The organism is Pseudomonas syringae group sp. 26L6, assembly GCF_032587815.1.
In the GTDB taxonomy this organism is placed as follows: Bacteria; Pseudomonadota; Gammaproteobacteria; order Pseudomonadales; family Pseudomonadaceae; genus Aquipseudomonas; species Aquipseudomonas amygdali.
Genome location: NZ_JAWHPJ010000021.1, coordinates 1 through 18,058 on the forward strand (window position 1 = coordinate 1; position 18,058 = coordinate 18,058).

15 protein-coding genes are annotated in these 18,058 nt (G+C 60.3%); 12 read left to right on the top strand and 3 right to left on the bottom strand.

All coding sequences use genetic code 11. The features are described from left to right. Positions 1–237 precede the first annotated feature (237 nt). Both RYA97_RS12975 and RYA97_RS12980 read right to left on the bottom strand, forming a co-directional pair. Positions 238–1,731: a CoA-acylating methylmalonate-semialdehyde dehydrogenase gene (locus RYA97_RS12975; protein WP_005742910.1), complete on the bottom strand. Its 1,494-nt coding sequence runs from the start codon at positions 1,729–1,731 to the stop codon at positions 238–240. A 104-nt stretch (positions 1,732–1,835) separates the two neighbouring features. Further along, the gene (locus RYA97_RS12980) at positions 1,836–3,182 is read right to left on the bottom strand and encodes an aspartate aminotransferase family protein (protein WP_002555507.1); all 1,347 of its coding nucleotides are present in this window, start codon (positions 3,180–3,182) and stop codon (positions 1,836–1,838) included. Positions 3,183–3,294: 112 nt separating this feature from the next. Between RYA97_RS12980 and RYA97_RS12985 the strand changes: the two genes are divergently transcribed. The 9 genes from RYA97_RS12985 to RYA97_RS13025 all read left to right on the top strand — a co-directional run bounded on the left by RYA97_RS12985 (position 3,295) and on the right by RYA97_RS13025 (position 13,706). Then, positions 3,295–4,215 (top strand): LysR family transcriptional regulator, encoded by a 921-nt coding sequence (locus RYA97_RS12985; RefSeq protein ID WP_005778983.1) that lies wholly within the window; start codon positions 3,295–3,297, stop codon positions 4,213–4,215. A gap of 187 nt (positions 4,216–4,402) precedes the next feature. Then, positions 4,403–5,800, top strand: a complete 1,398-nt coding sequence (locus RYA97_RS12990) for a uracil-xanthine permease family protein (protein ID WP_057404556.1) — start codon at positions 4,403–4,405, stop codon at positions 5,798–5,800. Positions 5,801–5,895: 95 nt separating this feature from the next. Next, complete coding sequence (locus RYA97_RS12995) at positions 5,896–6,558, top strand: TetR/AcrR family transcriptional regulator (protein WP_002555510.1); 663 nt, start codon at positions 5,896–5,898, stop codon at positions 6,556–6,558. 32 nt (positions 6,559–6,590) lie between these two features. Continuing rightward, a complete protein-coding gene (locus RYA97_RS13000; RefSeq protein WP_117140150.1) occupies positions 6,591–7,184 on the top strand; it encodes an IMPACT family protein in 594 nt (197 codons plus the stop codon). A 522-nt stretch (positions 7,185–7,706) separates the two neighbouring features. Beyond that, positions 7,707–9,260, top strand: coding sequence for an ABC transporter ATP-binding protein (locus RYA97_RS13005; protein ID WP_117140149.1), 1,554 nt, complete (start codon positions 7,707–7,709; stop codon positions 9,258–9,260). Positions 9,261–9,271: 11 nt separating this feature from the next. Beyond that, a complete protein-coding gene (locus tag RYA97_RS13010; protein WP_005778974.1) occupies positions 9,272–10,372 on the top strand; it encodes an ABC transporter permease in 1,101 nt (366 codons plus the stop codon). Further along, positions 10,372–11,298, top strand: coding sequence for an ABC transporter permease (locus tag RYA97_RS13015; protein WP_117140148.1), 927 nt, complete (start codon positions 10,372–10,374; stop codon positions 11,296–11,298). The genes RYA97_RS13010 and RYA97_RS13015 overlap by 1 nt, the downstream gene beginning before the upstream one ends. A 239-nt stretch (positions 11,299–11,537) precedes the next feature. Then, the gene (locus tag RYA97_RS13020) at positions 11,538–12,227 is read left to right on the top strand and encodes an SDR family oxidoreductase (protein ID WP_054995097.1); all 690 of its coding nucleotides are present in this window, start codon (positions 11,538–11,540) and stop codon (positions 12,225–12,227) included. A 123-nt stretch (positions 12,228–12,350) separates the two neighbouring features. Further along, a complete protein-coding gene (locus RYA97_RS13025; RefSeq protein WP_005742917.1) occupies positions 12,351–13,706 on the top strand; it encodes an 8-oxoguanine deaminase in 1,356 nt (451 codons plus the stop codon). 112 nt (positions 13,707–13,818) lie between these two features. On the opposite strand, the gene RYA97_RS13030 is transcribed toward RYA97_RS13025, so the two are convergent. Further along, positions 13,819–14,916: a calcium:proton antiporter gene (locus RYA97_RS13030; RefSeq protein ID WP_004659338.1), complete on the bottom strand. Its 1,098-nt coding sequence runs from the start codon at positions 14,914–14,916 to the stop codon at positions 13,819–13,821. Between the two features lie 265 nt (positions 14,917–15,181). Here RYA97_RS13030 and RYA97_RS13035 point away from each other — a divergent pair, with 265 nt between their 5' ends. From RYA97_RS13035 to RYA97_RS13045, 3 genes are read left to right on the top strand one after another with little or no spacing between them, the layout of a single operon-like run. After that, entirely contained in the window at positions 15,182–16,102 is a 921-nt protein-coding gene (locus RYA97_RS13035; RefSeq protein WP_003431850.1) for a Fe(3+) dicitrate ABC transporter substrate-binding protein FecB, read from the top strand. After that, complete coding sequence (gene fecC / locus RYA97_RS13040) at positions 16,103–17,092, top strand: iron-dicitrate ABC transporter permease FecC (protein ID WP_002555519.1); 990 nt, start codon at positions 16,103–16,105, stop codon at positions 17,090–17,092. It abuts the gene before it with no gap. Then, the gene (locus RYA97_RS13045; protein ID WP_117140146.1) at positions 17,089–18,057 is read left to right on the top strand and encodes an iron chelate uptake ABC transporter family permease subunit; all 969 of its coding nucleotides are present in this window, start codon (positions 17,089–17,091) and stop codon (positions 18,055–18,057) included. Before fecC ends, RYA97_RS13045 begins: the two co-directional genes overlap by 4 nt. Position 18,058 lies beyond the last annotated feature (1 nt).

An 18,058-nucleotide genomic window follows, 5' to 3' on the forward strand; every position in this document is an offset into this window, starting at 1 on the left:
TCTCACCGCTGTCGATCACTGCAGACTCGACCTTTTTCCTCGCTGACTCTTCACTCCAAATCCCTGTAAACTATTGATCTGCAAGGCTTTTTCGTTTCCGTCTGCGCCGGAAGTGGGGCGAATTATAGACAGATCACATAGGGCGTCAACCGTTAATTTCAAAAATCTGCAATTCAACTGCTGAGCCCCAACAAACACGGGATATCCTCTTTAAAGACGATCTCCCGCTACGGGAATTTACAAGCTAGGGAATGCGAATTGCGACGCTTCATGGCTCGCACGTTGCGGCCAGCGCTGGGTAATCGCCTTGCGACGCGTGTAGAAGCGCACACCATCGGGACCGTACGCATGCAAGTCGCCGAACAGGGAACGCTTCCAGCCGCCAAAGCTGTGATAGGCAACCGGTACCGGCAGCGGAACGTTGACCCCGACCATTCCTACTTCAATCTCATCACAAAACAATCGGGCCGCTTCGCCATCACGGGTAAAGATGCAAGTACCGTTGCCGTATTCATGGTCGTTGATCAGTTGCATGGCCTGTTCAAGGCTGTCCACACGCACGATGCACAGCACCGGCCCGAAGATCTCTTCTTTATAGATGCGCATTTGCGGCGTCACGCGATCGAACAGACAGCCGCCCATGAAGAAGCCCTGTTCGTGCCCGGCAACCTGGAGATTGCGACCGTCTACCACCAGAGTAGCGCCCGACTGCACACCGTCCTCTATATAGCCGCCGACCTTGTCGCGATGCTGCCCGGTGACCAGTGGCCCCATATCCAGGCCGCAAGTCGTACCTGCGCCGATTTTCAGGCCCTGAATTTGCGGAACCAGTTTGGCCACCAACGCATCGGCGATCTGATCCCCGACGCACACCGCAACCGAAATAGCCATGCAACGCTCACCGCAGGATCCGTAGGCAGCGCCCATCAAGGCACTCACTGCGTTGTCCAGGTCGGCATCCGGCATCAGTACCGCATGATTCTTCGCGCCACCAAGAGCCTGAACCCGCTTGCCACGCGCTGCGCCCTCTTTATAGATGTACTCGGCAATCGGTGTGGAACCGACAAAGCTCAGCGCCTTGACCTCAGGCGCTTCGATCAGCGCATCAACCGCGACCTTGTCACCGTGAACCACATTGAGCACACCCTTCGGCAGCCCGGCTTCGTGCAGCAGCTCGGCTATCAGCAGCGTGGAACTGGGATCGCGTTCGGAGGGTTTGAGGATGAAGCAATTGCCACACGCAATGGCCAGCGGGTACATCCACAGCGGCACCATGGCCGGGAAGTTGAACGGAGTGATACCGGCAACGATACCCAGCGGCTGAAAGTCAGACCACGCATCGATGTTCGGCCCGACGTTGCGGCTGTATTCACCCTTGAGCACTTCAGGCGCAGCGCAGGCGTACTCCACGTTTTCAATACCGCGCTTCAGCTCGCCCGCCGCATCTTCCAGGGTCTTGCCGTGTTCTTCACTGATCAACTGAGCAATGCGCGCTTCGTTCTGCTCCAGCAATTGCTTGAAGCGGAACATCACCTGAGCCCGCTTGGCTGGCGGTGTATTACGCCAGGCCGGAAACGCAGCCTTGGCCGAATCGATCGCCTTCTGGACCGTGTCCCGAGTGGCGAGCGCTACTGTGTGGATAACCTGGCCGGTCGACGGATTGAACACATCTGCGGTGCGGCCATCTTCAGAAATGAACTCGCCGTGGATCAGGTGTTGAATGCTGCTCATGGAAAACTCCGGATAATTGCATCGGGCGCGAATGGCTTCGCGGCCCATGCGACAAAAGCACCTGTATAAAAGTACCTATATAAGAAGAGAGCCTGTCAGCGTGATCAGTCGATCAGGTTCAGCGTTTCGCCGACGGCATCGAACAACCGGTCCAAGTCCTGCGCCTGACTGTTGAAGGTCGGGCCAAACTGCAAGGTGTCACCGCCAAAACGCACATAGAATCCGGCTTTCCACAGTTTCATGCCAGCCTCGAAAGGCCGCACGATTGCATCGCCGTCACGAGGTGCGATCTGGATGGCGCCTGCCAGTCCGTAGTTGCGGATATCCACCACGTTTTTCGCGCCCTTGATACCGTGCAGCACGCTTTCAAAATGCGGAGCGATTTCTGCTGCCTGCTGTACCAGGTTTTCACGTTGCAACAACTCCAGCGCCGCGAGCCCGGCTGCGCAAGCCACCGGATGTGCCGAATAGGTGTAGCCGTGGGGGAATTCGACGGCGTATTCCGGCGTTGGCTGATTCATGAAGGTCTGATAGATCTCGCTGCTGGCGATCACTGCACCCATGGGGATCGCGCCATTGGTGATCTGCTTGGCGATACACATCAGGTCAGGCGTGACACCGAAACTGTCCGCACCAAACATCGAGCCTGTACGGCCGAAGCCGGTAATGACTTCGTCGAATATCAGCAGGATATTGTGCTGATCACAAATCTCGCGCAGACGCTTGAGATAGCCTTGCGGCGGAACGATCACGCCGGCAGAGCCCGCCATGGGTTCGACGATTACCGCCGCGATGTTCGACGCATCGTGCAGCTCGATCAGCTTGAGCATCTCATCGGCCAGCGCAATACCGCCTGCTTCGGGCATCCCCTTCGAATAGGCGTTGCTGGCCAGCAGCGTGTGCGGCAGATGATCGACATCCATCAACTGGCCGAACATCTTGCGGTTACCATTCACTCCGCCCAAGCTGGTGCCCGCCACGTTCACACCGTGATAGCCACGCGCGCGCCCGATCATCTTGGTCTTGGTCGCCTGCCCCTTCAGCCGCCAGTAGGCACGCACCATCTTCACTGCCGTGTCCGCGCATTCGGAACCGGAGTTGGTATAAAAGACGTGATTGAGATTGCCCGGCGTCAGTTCGGTAATTTTTTCCGCCAACTGGAACGACAGCGGATGCCCGAACTGAAAGCCCGGCGAGTAATCCAGAATGCCCAGTTGCCGGGAAACGGCTTCCTGAATTTCCTTGCGGGTGTGCCCGGCCCCGCATGTCCATAGCCCGGAAAGCCCATCGTAGATCTTGCGGCCCTTGTCGTCTGTCAGATAGCTGCCATGCGCAGCCACGACCATGCGCGGGTCACGTTGGAAATTTCGATTCGCCGTGTAAGGCATCCAGTGGGCATCAAGCTTCAACTGACTGGCTACAGGCACATCAGACGCTTCGAACATATTCATGGGGGGCAAGCCTCGCAGGCGCTAAACGAACGGTCATTGCAGCCAAGGTGTCACGCGGCTAAAGTTCATAAAACCCGATTTTCATGATCTTTGGTTTGGTAAGGACTAAACAATGAGTGTCCGTCGGCCCGATCCACTGTCGCAGGTGAGCGATTTTGATATCCGCCTGCTGCGCATTTTCAAAAGTGTCGTTGAGGCAGGCGGTTTTTCCGCGGCCGAAAGCGTGCTCGGCATTGGCCGGTCGGCGATCAGCCAGCAAATGAGCGATCTGGAACAGCGTCTCGGCTTGCGGCTTTGCCAGCGAGGGCGGTCCGGTTTTTCACTGACCGACGAAGGACGTGAGGTTTATCAATCGTCGTTGCAACTGCTCAGCGCTCTGGAAAGTTTCAGGACTGAGGTCAACGGCCTGCATCAGAACCTGCGCGGCGAGCTGAACATCGGCCTGACCGACAACCTGGTCACCCTTCCCCACATGCGCATCACCCATGCACTGGCCCGCCTGAAAGAACGTGGCCCGGGCGTGCACATCAATATCCGCATGATTGCTCCCGCCGAAGTCGAGCGAGGCGTACTGGACGGCGGTCTGCACGTCGGTGTCGTGCCACAGGCCAGCGCCCTGCCCGGCCTTGAATATCACCCGTTGTACAGTGAGCGTTCGCTGCTTTATTGCGCGGTGGGACATCCGCTCTTCTACGCGGACAACTCAACGCTGGATGATGAACGCCTCGCACAGCAGGAAGCCATTGCCCCGACCTTTCGCCTGCCCAACGATATTCAGGAGCATTATCAGGCACTGACCTGCACCGCGAGCGCTTCAGACCGCGAGGGCATCGCGTTCCTGATTCTGACTGGACGCTACATTGGCTACCTGCCAGATCATTACGCCAACGCCTGGGTGCAGGAAGGTCGATTGCGCGCGCTGAAACCGGACTCAAAGTTCTACGACCTCAACCTGGTGACCGTTACCCGAAAAGGCCGACGCCCTCATTTGGTGCTGGAGAGCTTTCTGGAAACACTGGCCGCTACCCGATGACACACTCCTGCAGGAGACACCCTTCCAGTCAGCCAACGTTGCAGAGCGGCTCGAAAACGCTATCAGGCTGATATTTATTGAAATAGTTGGACTCAAATAAAAATAACCTGAGCAACTGGACAGTTTTTTGCAGTAATCCCGATAACGACACGCCAGTACATGGCAGTTCCCCGTCCGAGACCTTGCCATGCAGCCTGAAACACTCGACAACGATGACCTGATTTACGGCCTGAATGATCGCCCAAGACCTTTAACGGCCATATTGGCAGCGTTCCAGCATGTCCTCGCCAGCTTCGTCGGGATCATCACCCCGCCGTTGATCATCGGATCGACGCTCGGCCTGACTCAATACCTGCCGTATCTGATCAGCATGGCCCTGATGGTGTCGGGCACAGGTACTTTCATTCAGGCGCGCCGCCCGTTTGGTATCGGCGCAGGCATGATCTGCCTGCAAGGCACCAGCTTCGCTTTCCTGGGCGCGGTGTTGTCCGCGGGTTTTCTGGTCAAGCAACGCGGCGGCAGCCCGGAGGACATCATGGCGATGATCTTCGGCGTGTGCTTTTTCGGCGCGCTGGTGCAAATCGTGCTCAGTCGCTGTATTGGCCAGTTGCGACGTGTCATCACGCCGCTGGTGACCGGCATTGTCATTACGCTGATTGGCATAAGCCTGATCAAGGTAGGTGTGACGGACCTGGGCGGCGGCTTCAACGCACCTGACTTCGGCGCGCCGTTGAACCTGGCGCTGGGCGCCTTCGTTCTGGCAGTGATCATCGTACTTAATCGTTCGAATACGCCCTGGGTGCGCTTGTCGGCGATCATCATCGGCCTGGCGGTCGGCAGTCTCGCCGCCTGGTTCAGCGGCAAGCTGATTCCACAGCCGATCCACGACCTGCCCTTGATCAGCGTGCCGGTGCCGTTCCGTTTTGGTTTCAGCTTTGACTGGACCGCTTTCCTGCCGGTCGCGCTGATTTATCTGATCAGCAGTATCGAAACGGTCGGCGACCTGACCGCCAATTGCATGCTCGCCCGCCAGCCGATCAGTGGCCCGAGCTACATGGCGCGTCTCAAGGGTGGCGTGCTGGGTGACGGCGTGAGCTGCATGATTGCCGCAACGTTCAGTGCATTCCCCAACACCACCTTTGCGCAGAACAACGGCGTGATCCAGCTGACCGGCGTTGCCAGTCGCTATGTCGGGCTGTACATCGGCGCGGTGCTGTTTGTGCTCGGGCTGTTCCCGCACATCGGAGCCATCGTCCAGCAGATTCCCAAACCGGTACTCGGCGGCGCAACGCTGGTGATGTTCGGCAGCGTCGCGGCAGCCGGTGTGCGCATTCTGGCCCAGTCTCCGCTGGACCGACGCAGCATGCTGATCATCGCCACGTCACTGGGTGTCGGTCTGGGTATCGCCGCGCAGCCTGCGCTGCTGCATCAGATGCCCAAACTGGTACAGAACCTGTTCGATTCGGCCATCACCAGCGGCGGCATCACAGCCATCGTAATGTGCCTGCTGATTCCGGAAGGAAAGGTCGCCGTGACCCGGAATGATTCAGCGACGGAACCCAATCCCCTTGAACAACCACGATAGGTTTCCATAGCCGCACTTGCGCCGGTGCTTGCGAGATAATCGCCGGTGCGCTATCTGTTCATTAGTTGCGCCCTACGACCTGTCCGGAATTGCCCATGACCCTTGAAGTCCCCGCACACAGCGCTCACGTCACCAAGCCCGCAAGCCGTATTCGTCAGAAGAACGAACAAGCAATCATCCAGGCAGCCGAAGATGAATTTGCCCGCCACGGCTTCAAGGGCACCAGCATGAACACCATTGCGCTGAAAGCCGGGCTGCCCAAAGCCAACCTGCATTACTACTTCACCAATAAGCTGGGCCTGTATGTCGCGGTACTGAGCAACATCATTGATTTGTGGGACAGCACGTTCAACCACCTGAGCGTCGAAGATGATCCAGCCGAGGCACTGGCCCGCTACATTCGCGCCAAGATGGAGTTTTCGCGCCGCCAGCCTCAGGCTTCACGGATCTTCGCCATGGAGATCATCAGCGGTGGCGAATGCATGAGCGAGTATTTCAGCCAGGACTACCGCCTGTGGTTCCAGGGCCGGGCAGCGGTTTTTCAAGCCTGGATCGATGCAGGCAAGATGGACCCGGTCGACCCTGTACACCTGATCTTCCTGCTGTGGGGAAGCACCCAGCACTACGCTGATTTTGCCTCGCAGATCTGCCGAGTCACCGGTCGCTCCCGCCTGACCCGGCAAGACATGGATCAGGCCAGCAATAATCTAATCCGGATCATCCTCAAAGGTTGTGGGCTCACGCCGCCAGCCTTGTAGAATCGGCGCCTTGACGTCAGCTGGATACACGCATGCCTTTTACCCTGGTCGGCCCTTGCGAGTTTCGTGAAGAAATCCGCAAGAGCCGCTTCATCACCCTCGCCGCCCCCATCGCCAGCCCGGCCGACGCCCAGGCGTTCATCGAGCAGCACAGCGACCTCAACGCCACCCACAATTGCTGGGCCTGGAAGCTGGGTGGTCAGTATCGCAGCAACGATGACGGGGAACCGGGCGGTACTGCAGGCAGGCCAATCCTGGCAGCCATCGAGGCGCAGGAATTCGATCAGGTCGTGGTGCTGGTGATCCGCTGGTACGGCGGCATTCAACTGGGGACTGGCGGCCTGGCCCGCGCCTATGGCGGTGGTGCCAACAAATGTTTGCAGCAGGCCGAGCGTCTGCCGCTGATTCAGCGTTCGTCATTCCAGCTTGAATGCAGCTTCAGTGAACTGGCGCTGGTCAAGTTGCGTCTCGCGGAAGTCAACGGCCTGCTGGAAAGTGAAAACTTCACTGCTACTGGCGTGCAAATGGCAATCGCGATAGGCCCCGAGCATGTCGACACGCTGCAACGACAACTGGCTGATCTGAGTCGCGGCAGAATTGTTTTGCACAAGGCCACAACAGAGTAGGCAACGCGTCAGCAATTGCCCACATCTACTGTGCATCCGGCTGTGGATAAGCTGAGCACACTCCACTGCGGGCCTTGCCGGGCTTGCGTTTCAGGCGAATGATCGTTTTTTGAGCAATCGCCTGGCATGGATCCATAAACGGTGCAAAAACAGTCTGTTAGCGCTCGTTAGTCCCTTTGGATGCTAACCACCGGCGTATTATTCTCCGCTGACGCGCTTGCGCACAGTATCTGTGGAAGAACCTGTGGATAACAGGTGCAAGGGTCGCGCATCCGTATAACGCACCTCGCTTGACGCCTGCTGTACATTTTTCACTCAAATCAAAGAGCCACATTTGCCCCTCGCTCCGCCAGCGCGCCCCGAACTGGTGCCGAAATGATCGCGTCAGGTTGTCACTGCACGGCCATGAATGTCGAAAACACCTTACTCAACCTTGATTGAACGCACAGGACAGGAATCCTGACTCCTTGGCCAGGATTTTGCTTTATCCACAAGCGACCCACTTCTGCCTTCGAGCCTTTCATGTCAAACCACGCGATACCTGCGCGTCTACAACTGCGCCACATCACTAAACGGTATCCAGGCTGCCTGGCCAACGACGCTGTCGACCTGACGATTCAGCCCGGCGAGATTCATGCCCTGCTGGGAGAGAACGGTGCCGGCAAAAGCACGCTGATGAAGATCATCTATGGCGTGACGCAGCCCGACGCCGGGTCGATCATCTGGCAAGGCCAGGTGCAGACCATGCGCAATCCAGCACAGGCAAGAAGCCTGGGGATCGGCATGGTGTTCCAGCATTTCTCGCTGTTCGAAACCCTCAGCGTCGCGCAAAACATCGCCCTGGCAATGGGCGCTGCGGCAGGCACGCCCAAACAACTGGAACCGCGCATTCGCGAGGTTTCGCAACGCTACGGCATGGCAGTGGAGCCTCAGCGCCTGGTCCATAGCCTGTCGATTGGCGAGCGGCAGAAAGTCGAAATCATTCGCTGCCTGATGCAGGACATTCGTCTGTTGATCCTCGACGAGCCCACCTCTGTGCTCACACCCCAGGAAGCCGAAGAGCTGTTCGTGACCCTCAGGCATCTGGCCGTAGAAGGCTGCAGCATTCTGTTTATCAGTCACAAGCTGGGCGAGGTTCGTGCTTTGTGTCACAGCGCAACCGTCCTGCGCAACGGTAAGGTATCCGGGCACTGTATCCCGGCTGAATGCTCTGATCTGGAGTTGGCGCGCTTGATGGTCGGTGATGCCGAAGGGTTGACCGCGCACTACGACAAAGTCAGCGGCAGCGAAGCCTTTCTGCGCGTCGACAAGCTGTCCTGGCACAACCCGGACCCGTTCGGTTGCTCACTGAAAGACCTGAGCCTGGAAGTACGCAGCGGCGAAATCGTCGGCATCGCGGGCGTTGCCGGCAATGGTCAGGATGAATTGCTGGCGCTGCTGAGTGGCGAACAGACACTACCTCATGCCCAGGCGACGACCCTGCGCTTCAAAGACACCCCGGTCGGCGACCTGCGCCCCGACGCCCGCCGCAAGCGAGGGCTGGCGTTCGTTCCGGCAGAGCGTCTGGGGCATGGCGCAGTGCCGGAACTGAGCCTGGCCGACAACGCTCTGCTGACCGCTTTCCAGCAAGGACTGGTGAGCAACGGCTTGATCCAGCGCGGCAAGGTTCGCGCACTGGCCGACGAAATCATCCGTCGCTTTGCGGTCAAGACGCCGGACGCACAGGCCGCGGCGCGCAGCCTCTCGGGCGGCAACCTGCAGAAATTCATCCTCGGTCGGGAAATCCTGCAAAACCCCAAACTGCTGATTGCTGCGCACCCGACCTGGGGCGTGGATGTCGGTGCTGCCGCAGCGATTCACCGGGCGCTGATTGCCTTGCGCGACGCGGGGGCGGCCATTCTGGTGATCTCCGAAGACCTGGACGAGTTGTTCCAGATCAGCGACCGACTCGCCGCCCTGAGCGGCGGCCAGCTTTCCGACCTGATCCCCACTGAACAGACCAGCACCGTGCAAATCGGCGGCTGGATGGCGGGACAGTTCGATCATTCTCAAACCCAAGCCCACGTGCCTGGTTAACGGAGCAAAAGATGCTGCTTTCTCTGGAACCGCGCGGCCAGCAATCGCGCGCCATGTTGTGGTGTTCCCCTTTACTGGCTGCCGTCCTGACACTGGTCTGCGGCTCGCTGCTGTTCATCGGCCTGGGGCTCAACCCTTGGGTGACGCTGCACACCTTGCTGATCGCACCGGTCAGCGACTGGTATGGCCTGTCGGAATTGATGGTCAAGACCCTGCCGATTCTGCTCTGCGCGCTGGGTCTGGCGGTCGCCTATCAGGCGCGTATCTGGAACATCGGGGCGGAAGGCCAGTTGCTGCTCGGCGCATTGGCAGGCAGTGCCGTGGCGGTGAATATCATCGAGATGGAGAGTCGTTGGGCACTGGTCATGGTGCTGCTGGCCGGCACCCTCGCCGGCGCGGCTTGGGCGGGCGTGACCGCCTGGCTGCGCACGCGCTTCAATGCCAATGAGATCCTCACCAGCATCATGCTCAACTACATCGCCCTCAACTTGCTGCTGTACTTCGTGCACGGGCCGCTCAAGGACCCGGCGGGCATGAATTTCCCGGAGTCAGCGACTTTTGGCGACGCCAGCCGCCTGCCGCTGCTGATGGAAGATGGCCGCGCGCACATCGGCGTGTACTTCGCCCTGCTGGCACTGGTCGCGGTCTGGGTATTGCTGCAACGCAGTTTCGTCGGTTTTCAGATCAAGGTGCTGGGCCTGGACAAGCGTGCTGCCGGGTTTGTCGGCTTTCGAGAGAAACGCCTGGTCTGGCTGGCACTGTTGATCAGTGGCGCGCTGGCCGGGCTGGCCGGCGTATCGGAAGTGACAGGGCCGATCGGTCAACTGGTGCCGCAGGTCTCGCCAGGTTACGGCTATGCCGCGATCACCGTGGCCTTTCTCGGCCGCCTCAACCCCATTGGCATTCTGTTCTCCAGCCTGTTGATCGCCCTGCTGTACCTGGGTGGTGAAAGCGCACAAATGACCTTGAACCTGCCCTTGGCAATCACGCAATTGTTTCAGGGGATGATGCTGTTCTTCCTGCTGGCCTGTGATGTGCTGATTCTCTATCGCCCACGGTTGAAACTGCACTGGGCCAAGCGCCAGATGACAGCCGTCACAGGAGCCGCATGATGGATATCGACCTGCTGAGCAACATTTTCTATGCCATGGTCCGCTGCGGAACCCCCTTGATGCTGGTGGCGCTGGGCGAACTGATCTGCGAAAAAAGCGGCGTCATCAACCTGGGTCAGGAAGGCATGATGCTGTTTGGCGCGGTGATCGGTTTCATCATCGCCCTGAGTACCGGCAATCTATGGCTGGGCGTGCTGCTGGCGATGCTCGCTGGCATGCTGCTGTCGGCACTGTTTGCGCTGGTGGCGCTGGTGTTCAACGCCAATCAGGTCGCGACCGGGCTGGCGCTGACCATCTTCGGTGTCGGCCTTTCCAGCTTCGTCGGTGCCGCTTGGGTCGGCAAGCCATTGAGTGGTTTTGAACCGGTGGCCATCCCGCTGCTGAGTGACATTCCGCTGATCGGCCGCATGCTGTTTGCCCAGGACCTGCTGGTCTACCTGTCCTTTGCGCTGTTTGCACTGGTCGCATGGGCGCTGCTGAAAAGCCGCGTCGGGCTGATTATTCAGGCGGTCGGCGAAAACCCCGATGCGGCCAGCGCCATGGGCTTGCCGGTGTTGCGCGTACGCACGCTGGCCGTGCTGTTCGGCGGCGCAATGGCTGGGTTGGCCGGGGCGTACCTGTCGCTGGCCTACACACCGATGTGGGCGGAAAACATGAGCGCCGGACGCGGCTGGATAGCCTTGGCGCTGGTGGTGTTCGCCAGCTGGCGTGTGTGGCGCCTGCTGCTGGGTGCCTACCTGTTCGGTCTGGCCAGCATTCTGCACCTGGTCGCGCAGGGCATAGGCCTGGCCATCCCGTCCAACCTGCTGGCGATGCTGCCTTATGTGGCCACCATCATCGTGCTCGTCCTGCTCTCCCGCGACGCCCTGCGCACCCGGCTGTATGCGCCGGTATCGCTGGGCCAGCCATGGCGGGCGGGTCATTGAGGAGCTAGCGGCGCAGATGGTTGACGCAGAGCGTCATGAACGGCATTCCCACGCTGGAGCGTGAGGAACGATAATCCTGAAACTATCAGGCATGCCGTTCCAATGATTCCCCTGAACGTTTTCGGCTCGCGAAGATTCCAACAGGTCATGGGCAGGAGTACGCTGCAAGGTCGAAACTTTCGAGAGGCCTTGCTGGCACTGCCATGGAGTCTGTCTCTCAATCTGCCAAGGAATCATTCATGACCACTACCAAGAAAACCGCCCTGATCATCGGTGCTTCGCGTGGCCTGGGCCTCGGGCTGGTGCAGCGCTTGACCGAACAGGGCTGGCACGTCACCGCCACGGTGCGTGATCCGCAGAACGCCGAAAACCTCAAAGCGGTCGAGGGCGTGCGCATCGAAGCGGTGGATCTGGACGAAACGGCCTCGCTTGAAGTGCTGGTCCAGAAGCTGCGCGGTGAAGTGTTCGACGTGCTGTTCGTCAATGCTGGCATCAGTGGCGCGGCACACCAGAGCGCTGCGAAGTCGACCGCTGCCGAGCTTGGGCAGTTGTTCCTGACCAACGCTGTAGCGCCGATTCGTCTGGCCGAACGCTTCGTCGATCAACTTCGTCCCGGCACGGGCGTCCTGGCGTTCATGAGTTCGTGGCTGGGCAGCGTCACTTGCCCGGACGGCGCAAACCTTGCGCTGTACAAGGCCAGCAAGGCTGCACTCAATTCGATGACCAATACCTTTGTCACCGAGCTGGGCGAGAACCGTCCTACCGTGCTGTCGATGCATCCGGGTTGGGTGAAGACCGACATGGGCGGCGAAAATGCCGCCATCGACGTTATGACCAGCACCACCGGGCTTGTCGAACAGCTCAATGCCTACGCAGGCAAGGGCGGCCATCACTTCATCGATTACCAGGGCAAGACGATTGCCTGGTAATCGGCTGCTCGACTAGAATCGCCGTCCTTCGCCGGGGCGCACCTGACCCCGGCGACCCTGGATCAGCAGACAGGGCAACACTGAGCTGGCTAACCTGAACCTGTCTTTCAGAGGAGCCGGCCCATGCCTGCGATCCGTATCTGGTTGAAAAACCCCCTTGCCGTGTTCACTGCCAATGACCTGGACGCCCGTGGCGGTCTGGTGATCGAAGGCGGCGTCATCACTGAAGTGCTGGCCGCCGGGCAGCTCCCGTCAAAGCCCTGCACACAAACATTCGATGCCCGTGAGCATGTGTTGCTGCCGGGGTTGATCAACACGCACCATCACTTCTATCAAACCCTCACGCGGGCCTGGGCACCAGTGGTCAATCAGCCTTTGTTCCCGTGGCTGAAAACCCTGTACCCGGTATGGGCGCGCCTGACGCCGGAGAAGCTCGCGGTCGCCAGCAAGGTGGCGCTGGCTGAATTGCTGCTGTCGGGTTGCACAACGGCTGCTGACCATCACTACCTGTTCCCCGACGGGCTGGAACACGCCATCGATGTTCAGGTGCAAAGCGTTCGCGAGCTGGGTATGCGCGCAATGTTGACGCGTGGTTCGATGAGCCTTGGTGAAGCCGACGGAGGTTTGCCGCCACAGCAAACCGTGCAGCAGGGCGAGGTGATTCTGGCCGACAGTCAGCGCCTGATCGAGACCTATCACGAGCGCGGCGATGGTGCGCAGATCCAGATCGCGCTGGCACCCTGCTCGCCGTTTTCGGTCACGCCGCAGATCATGTCCGAGAGTGCGGCCATGGCCGAAAATCTCGACGTGCGCCTGCACACGCATCTGGCTGAAACCCTCGACGAAGAGGACTTCTGCCTGCAACGCTTCGGCCTGCGCACCGTGGATTATCTGGACAGCGTCGGCTGGCTCGGCCCGCGCACCTGGCTGGCCCACGGCATTCATTTCAACTCCGACGAGATTGCCCGCCTCGGCGCTGCGGGCACCGGCGTCTGTCATTGCCCAAGCTCGAACATGCGCCTGGCCTCTGGCATCTGCCCGACGCTGGAGCTGATCGCTGCCGGCGCGCCGCTGGGACTCGGGGTCGATGGTTCGGCGTCCAACGATGCATCGAACATGATCCTCGAAACCCGCCAGGCGCTTTACCTGCAACGCCTGCGCTACGGCGCCGAAAAAATCACTCCGCAGCTCGTGCTGGGCTGGGCCACCAAGGGGTCAGCGCAATTACTGGGACGTACCGATATCGGTGAGCTGGCGGTGGGTAAACAGGCCGATCTGGCGCTGTTCAAGCTGGACGAACTGCGTTTTTCCGGCAGCCATGATCCGCTCTCGGCGCTATTGCTGTGCGGCGCTGACCGTGCAGACCGAGTGATGGTTGGCGGTCAGTGGCGAGTGATTGACGGGCAGGTTGAAGGCCTGGACATCAAGCAGTTGATTGCCGATCACAGCCAGGCCGCGCGGGAGTTGATTCGGGGCTGAACGTGCGGGGCGATAATCTCAACTATCGTGCGACGCTCCGCGTCGGCATGCCGTTCAGGACGCTCTGCGTCCCTCTTGCGACGCAGAGCGTGGGAGCGATAGGCAATAGGCCCTAAAGCCCCAGACACGAGAGCATGATGAACGTCGCGAACAGCACGAAGTGGGTCATGCCTTCGATGGCGTTGGTTTCGCCGTCGTTGAGGTTGATGGCGGACACCAGCAGGGTGATGAAGATCATCACGGTCTGCACCGGCGTCATGGCCATCTGGAACGGCTGGCCGCTGTAAAGCGCCATCGCTTCCATGACCGGAACCGTCAGAATCACGGTGGACAACGATGCACCCAAAGCGATGTTGACCACTGACTGCATGCGGTTGGCGAGTGCCGCGCGCAGGGCGGTCAGAATCTCTGGTGCAGCGGAAATGGCGGCCACCAGAATGGCGGTCATCACTGGCGGAGCCCCCGTCCCTTCCAGGCCCAGGTCGACCGTCTTGGACATCACTTCAGCCAGCGCGCCAATCACCACCACACCGGTGACCAATGTGACAATAGAGCGGGTCAGGTTGACCGGCTCTGCATGCTGTTCAGCCTGATCCGAGCCCTGGCGCTTTTTCTTTTCCGGGTAGCTGTAGCTGAAAAAGTAGCTGTGCGGGCCGACCTGCATGCGCAGGAACAGCGTGTAGAGCAGAATCATCGCGCCAATGGTGAACGCCGAATAGATCTTCCAGTCGCCTTTGGGGATGAACTCGGGCACCACCATCGACACGCCCATGGCGGTGAGGATCATCACGCTATAGGTGCGCGCCGAGTCATCGTTATAGGACTGCTCGCCGTGCTTGATACCGCCCATCAGCGCGGCCAGGCCAAGGATGCCGTTGATGTCGAGCATGACCGCCGAGTAAATGGTGTCTCGCACCAGCGTCGGCGATGGTTCGTTGCTCATCATGATCGCCAGAATCACCACTTCGACCAGCACCGCCGAGAGCGTGAGGATCATCGTCCCGTAGGGATCACCGACCTTTTCCGCGAGCATTTCGGCGTGGTGCGCGACGCGCATCGAGGCGCAGACGATGAAGCCGACCAGCGCCAACCCGGAAACCAGTGCGACGACCTGTCCGTTGCCCAGCAGCACATGCTCCAGCGGATAGGCGACAAACATGGCAATGATTGCCAGCAGTAGAAACTTTTCTTGCTTGAGCAAAGCGCCCATTACTTTCTCCAAACCCTTGCGACAGATCGCCGCGGATAGTCATGAACGTGTCTGTCATTGAAGCCGTTCAGAGTGCGGTGTGTGACAAAAGGTTTCAACAAATGACCCGAATGAGAACTGCACCCACACGTAAATGACTTTTGATCCCGTCGTCGCGATGTGAAATAGTGCCCGCCGTTTTCAACAATAGCGCCCGCCGTTTTCTTCGCGGCCTTCAGGGCGCGCCTGTTTTCATGATTCCGCTTTGTTAGAAAGGACCTTCGCCATGCGTGCTTTTCGACTTCCGCACCTGCTGGCTTGCGGCCTGCTGACCTTGATGGCCAGCGCCGCCCAGGCCGCGCCTATCGACATCGATGACGGCCAACACAAAGTCCACCTGCCTGACACTCCCAAGCGCGTAGTGGTGCTGGAGTTCTCGTTTCTCGACGGACTGGCTTCGGTCGGTGTGACGCCGGTCGGTGCCGCCGACGATGGCGATGCCAACCGGGTACTGCCCAAAGTGCGTAAGGCGGTAGGCGAATGGCAGTCCGTGGGGCTGCGCTCGCAACCCAATATAGAAGTGATCGCGCGGCTCAAGCCGGACCTGATCATTGCCGACCTCGGCCGCCATCAGGCGCTTTACAACGATCTGGCCAGCCTGGCACCAACACTGATGCTGCCGTCGCGCGGCGAGGATTATCAGGGCAGTCTGAAATCTGCCGAGCTGATCGGCGTGGCGCTCGGCAAAGGCCCAGAGATGCAGGCGCGGATCGCGGAGAACCGCCAGCACCTGAAGACTGTTGCCGAGCAGATTCCGGCCAACACCAACGTGCTGTTCGGCGTCGCCCGCGAAGACAGCTTCTCGGTACATGGCCCGCACTCTTATGCGGGCAGCGTGTTGCAGGCGATCGGTCTGAAGGTCCCGGAAGTACGCAAAGACGCCGCGCCCACCGAATTCGTCAGCCTGGAGCAGTTGCTGGCATTGGACCCGAACTGGTTACTGGTCGGTCATTATCGTCGCCCGAGCATCGTCGACAGCTGGAGCAAGCAGCCGCTGTGGCAGGTGCTTGGCGCAGTACGTAACAAGCAGGTAGCTGAAGTGGATGGCGACAGCTGGGCGCGCAATCGCGGGATCATGGCGTCCGAGCAGATCGCCGACGATGCGCTTGCCGTACTCAAGGGCGGCAAGGCCGTGCTGAACCCGTAAATGCGCCGCTGGCTGATGGCGGGCGTGATCACCGCGACCTGCCTGGGACTGTTCTGGGTGTCGCTGTTCGCCCTGTCTTCGTTCAGCATTCGTCAGGTAGATGCCTGGAACGGACTGTTCACGCAGGGTCGCGAGGGCGGCAACATCGCTTATATCGTTGCGCAATTGCGCGTGCCACGCGCCTTGTGCGCGGCGCTGGTCGGTGCCTGCCTCGGCGTGGCCGGGGCCTTGATGCAGGGCATCACGCGCAACCGTCTGGCCTCCCCCTCATTGTTTGGCGTTACGGCGGGCGCGGCGCTGGGGCTGGCGCTGTTTTCCACCGGGCTGGTCGCCCTGCCCTTCCCCGGCGGCGCGCTGCTGATGACCTGCCTCGGTGGTGCGTTGGCATGGATCACCGTGTTCAGTCTTGGCGGCGCATGGTCGCCTGCCACCGCTCAGGGGCGACTGGTGCTGGCGGGTGTCGCCGTCGCCGCGCTGTGCGCAGCCTTGACCCGCCTCACTGTGATTCTTGTCGAAGCACAGGCGCAAAGTGTCCTCAACTGGCTGGCCGGTTCACTGGCCAACGTCGGCGCGGCGCAGTTGCAACTGCTCTGGCCTTGCACGCTGATCGGTCTGGTGCTGGCGATTGCCTGTGCGCCGCGCCTGAACCTGATCAACCTCGGCGAAGACGCTGCCCGCTCACTGGGCGTACGCATCGGTGCCTTGCGCCTGCTGGTGTTCGTGGTCAGCTTGCTGCTGGTCGGCGCCAGCGTCTGTGCGGTGGGGCCGATAGCATTTGTCGGCCTGATCGCGCCGAACATTGCTCGCCAATGGCTGGGCAATGACTACCGCTGGTTGATCCCGATCAGCGCCGGACTGGGTGCGGCTATCGTGCTGGCCTCGGACCTGATCAGCCGCGCCGTGGCCTTCCCGGTGGAAACACCGGCCGGGGTAGTGACGGCATTGATCGGCGCGCCGTTCTTTCTGTTTCTGGCGAGGCGTGCGTTATGAACCAGTCCCGCTCACGGCTGTTGTTGCTGATTATGTTGCTGGCACTGGCCCTGCTGCTGAGCCTCAGCGCGGGCACCGTCTGGCTGACGCCCGGCGCAGTACTTGATCATCTGATCGCCCACGACAGCAAGGATTTCGAGGTCTGGAATCACCGCCTGCCACGCGGCCTGATCGCAACCATGACCGGCTGCGCGTTCGGCCTGGCGGGTGCCATCGTGCAAGGTGTGATTCGCAACCCGCTGGCCTCGCCGGAAATTCTTGGCGTGACCCAGGGCGCAGGGCTGGCGCTGACCATCGCGATTATCGGCCTGCCGCAATTGCCGGTGGCCGCGCTGCCGTTTGTGGCGTGTCTGGGCGGTGCAGCGGGGGCATTGCTGCTGGCGCTGTACAACACCGGCGTGCAGTTCTCTGGCGTGCGTTTCGCGCTCTCCGGGGTAGCGATTGCAGTGACGCTGTCGAGCATCACCGAATTTCTGATTCTGTCCAACCCGCTGGATATCAATACCGCCCTGCTGGCCCTGACCGGCAGTTTGTGGAGCCGTAACTGGCACCATGTGCTGCTGGCCTCGCCGCTTCTGCTGCTGATCCCACTCAGCTTGCTGCTGGCCAAACCGCTGAACCTGATCGGCCTGGGCGATGAAGCAGCGCAGAGCCTGGGTACCGGCCTCAAACGTACGCGCTGGCTGGCGATGGGCAGTGCCGTGCTGTTGACCAGCCTGGGCGTGGGCATCATCGGACCGGTGAGTTTTGTCGGGCTGGTCGCGCCACACATGGCCCGTCGTCTGGTCGGCGGTCATCATCAGTACCTGCTGCCCGCCTCGATGGTGCTGGGTGCGTTATTACTGGTGCTGGCCGACACGCTGGGACGCACGCTGATCGCGCCCAGCGAAATTCCGGCCGGGATTCTCACGGCGGTGATCGGCGCTCCGTATTTCCTCTGGCTGCTGGCCCGATTCAAAGGTTGAT

Coding starts and splice junctions, on each gene's coding strand:
- RYA97_RS12975 (WP_005742910.1), bottom strand. CDS start 1,731: ATGAGCAGCATTCAACACCTGATCCACGGCGAGTTCATTTCTGAAGAT.
- RYA97_RS12980 (WP_002555507.1), bottom strand. CDS start 3,182: ATGAATATGTTCGAAGCGTCTGATGTGCCTGTAGCCAGTCAGTTGAAG.
- RYA97_RS12985 (WP_005778983.1), top strand. CDS start 3,295: ATGAGTGTCCGTCGGCCCGATCCACTGTCGCAGGTGAGCGATTTTGAT.
- RYA97_RS12990 (WP_057404556.1), top strand. CDS start 4,403: ATGCAGCCTGAAACACTCGACAACGATGACCTGATTTACGGCCTGAAT.
- RYA97_RS12995 (WP_002555510.1), top strand. CDS start 5,896: ATGACCCTTGAAGTCCCCGCACACAGCGCTCACGTCACCAAGCCCGCA.
- RYA97_RS13000 (WP_117140150.1), top strand. CDS start 6,591: ATGCCTTTTACCCTGGTCGGCCCTTGCGAGTTTCGTGAAGAAATCCGC.
- RYA97_RS13005 (WP_117140149.1), top strand. CDS start 7,707: ATGTCAAACCACGCGATACCTGCGCGTCTACAACTGCGCCACATCACT.
- RYA97_RS13010 (WP_005778974.1), top strand. CDS start 9,272: ATGCTGCTTTCTCTGGAACCGCGCGGCCAGCAATCGCGCGCCATGTTG.
- RYA97_RS13015 (WP_117140148.1), top strand. CDS start 10,372: ATGGATATCGACCTGCTGAGCAACATTTTCTATGCCATGGTCCGCTGC.
- RYA97_RS13020 (WP_054995097.1), top strand. CDS start 11,538: ATGACCACTACCAAGAAAACCGCCCTGATCATCGGTGCTTCGCGTGGC.
- RYA97_RS13025 (WP_005742917.1), top strand. CDS start 12,351: ATGCCTGCGATCCGTATCTGGTTGAAAAACCCCCTTGCCGTGTTCACT.
- RYA97_RS13030 (WP_004659338.1), bottom strand. CDS start 14,916: ATGGGCGCTTTGCTCAAGCAAGAAAAGTTTCTACTGCTGGCAATCATT.
- RYA97_RS13035 (WP_003431850.1), top strand. CDS start 15,182: ATGCGTGCTTTTCGACTTCCGCACCTGCTGGCTTGCGGCCTGCTGACC.
- fecC (WP_002555519.1), top strand. CDS start 16,103: ATGCGCCGCTGGCTGATGGCGGGCGTGATCACCGCGACCTGCCTGGGA.
- RYA97_RS13045 (WP_117140146.1), top strand. CDS start 17,089: ATGAACCAGTCCCGCTCACGGCTGTTGTTGCTGATTATGTTGCTGGCA.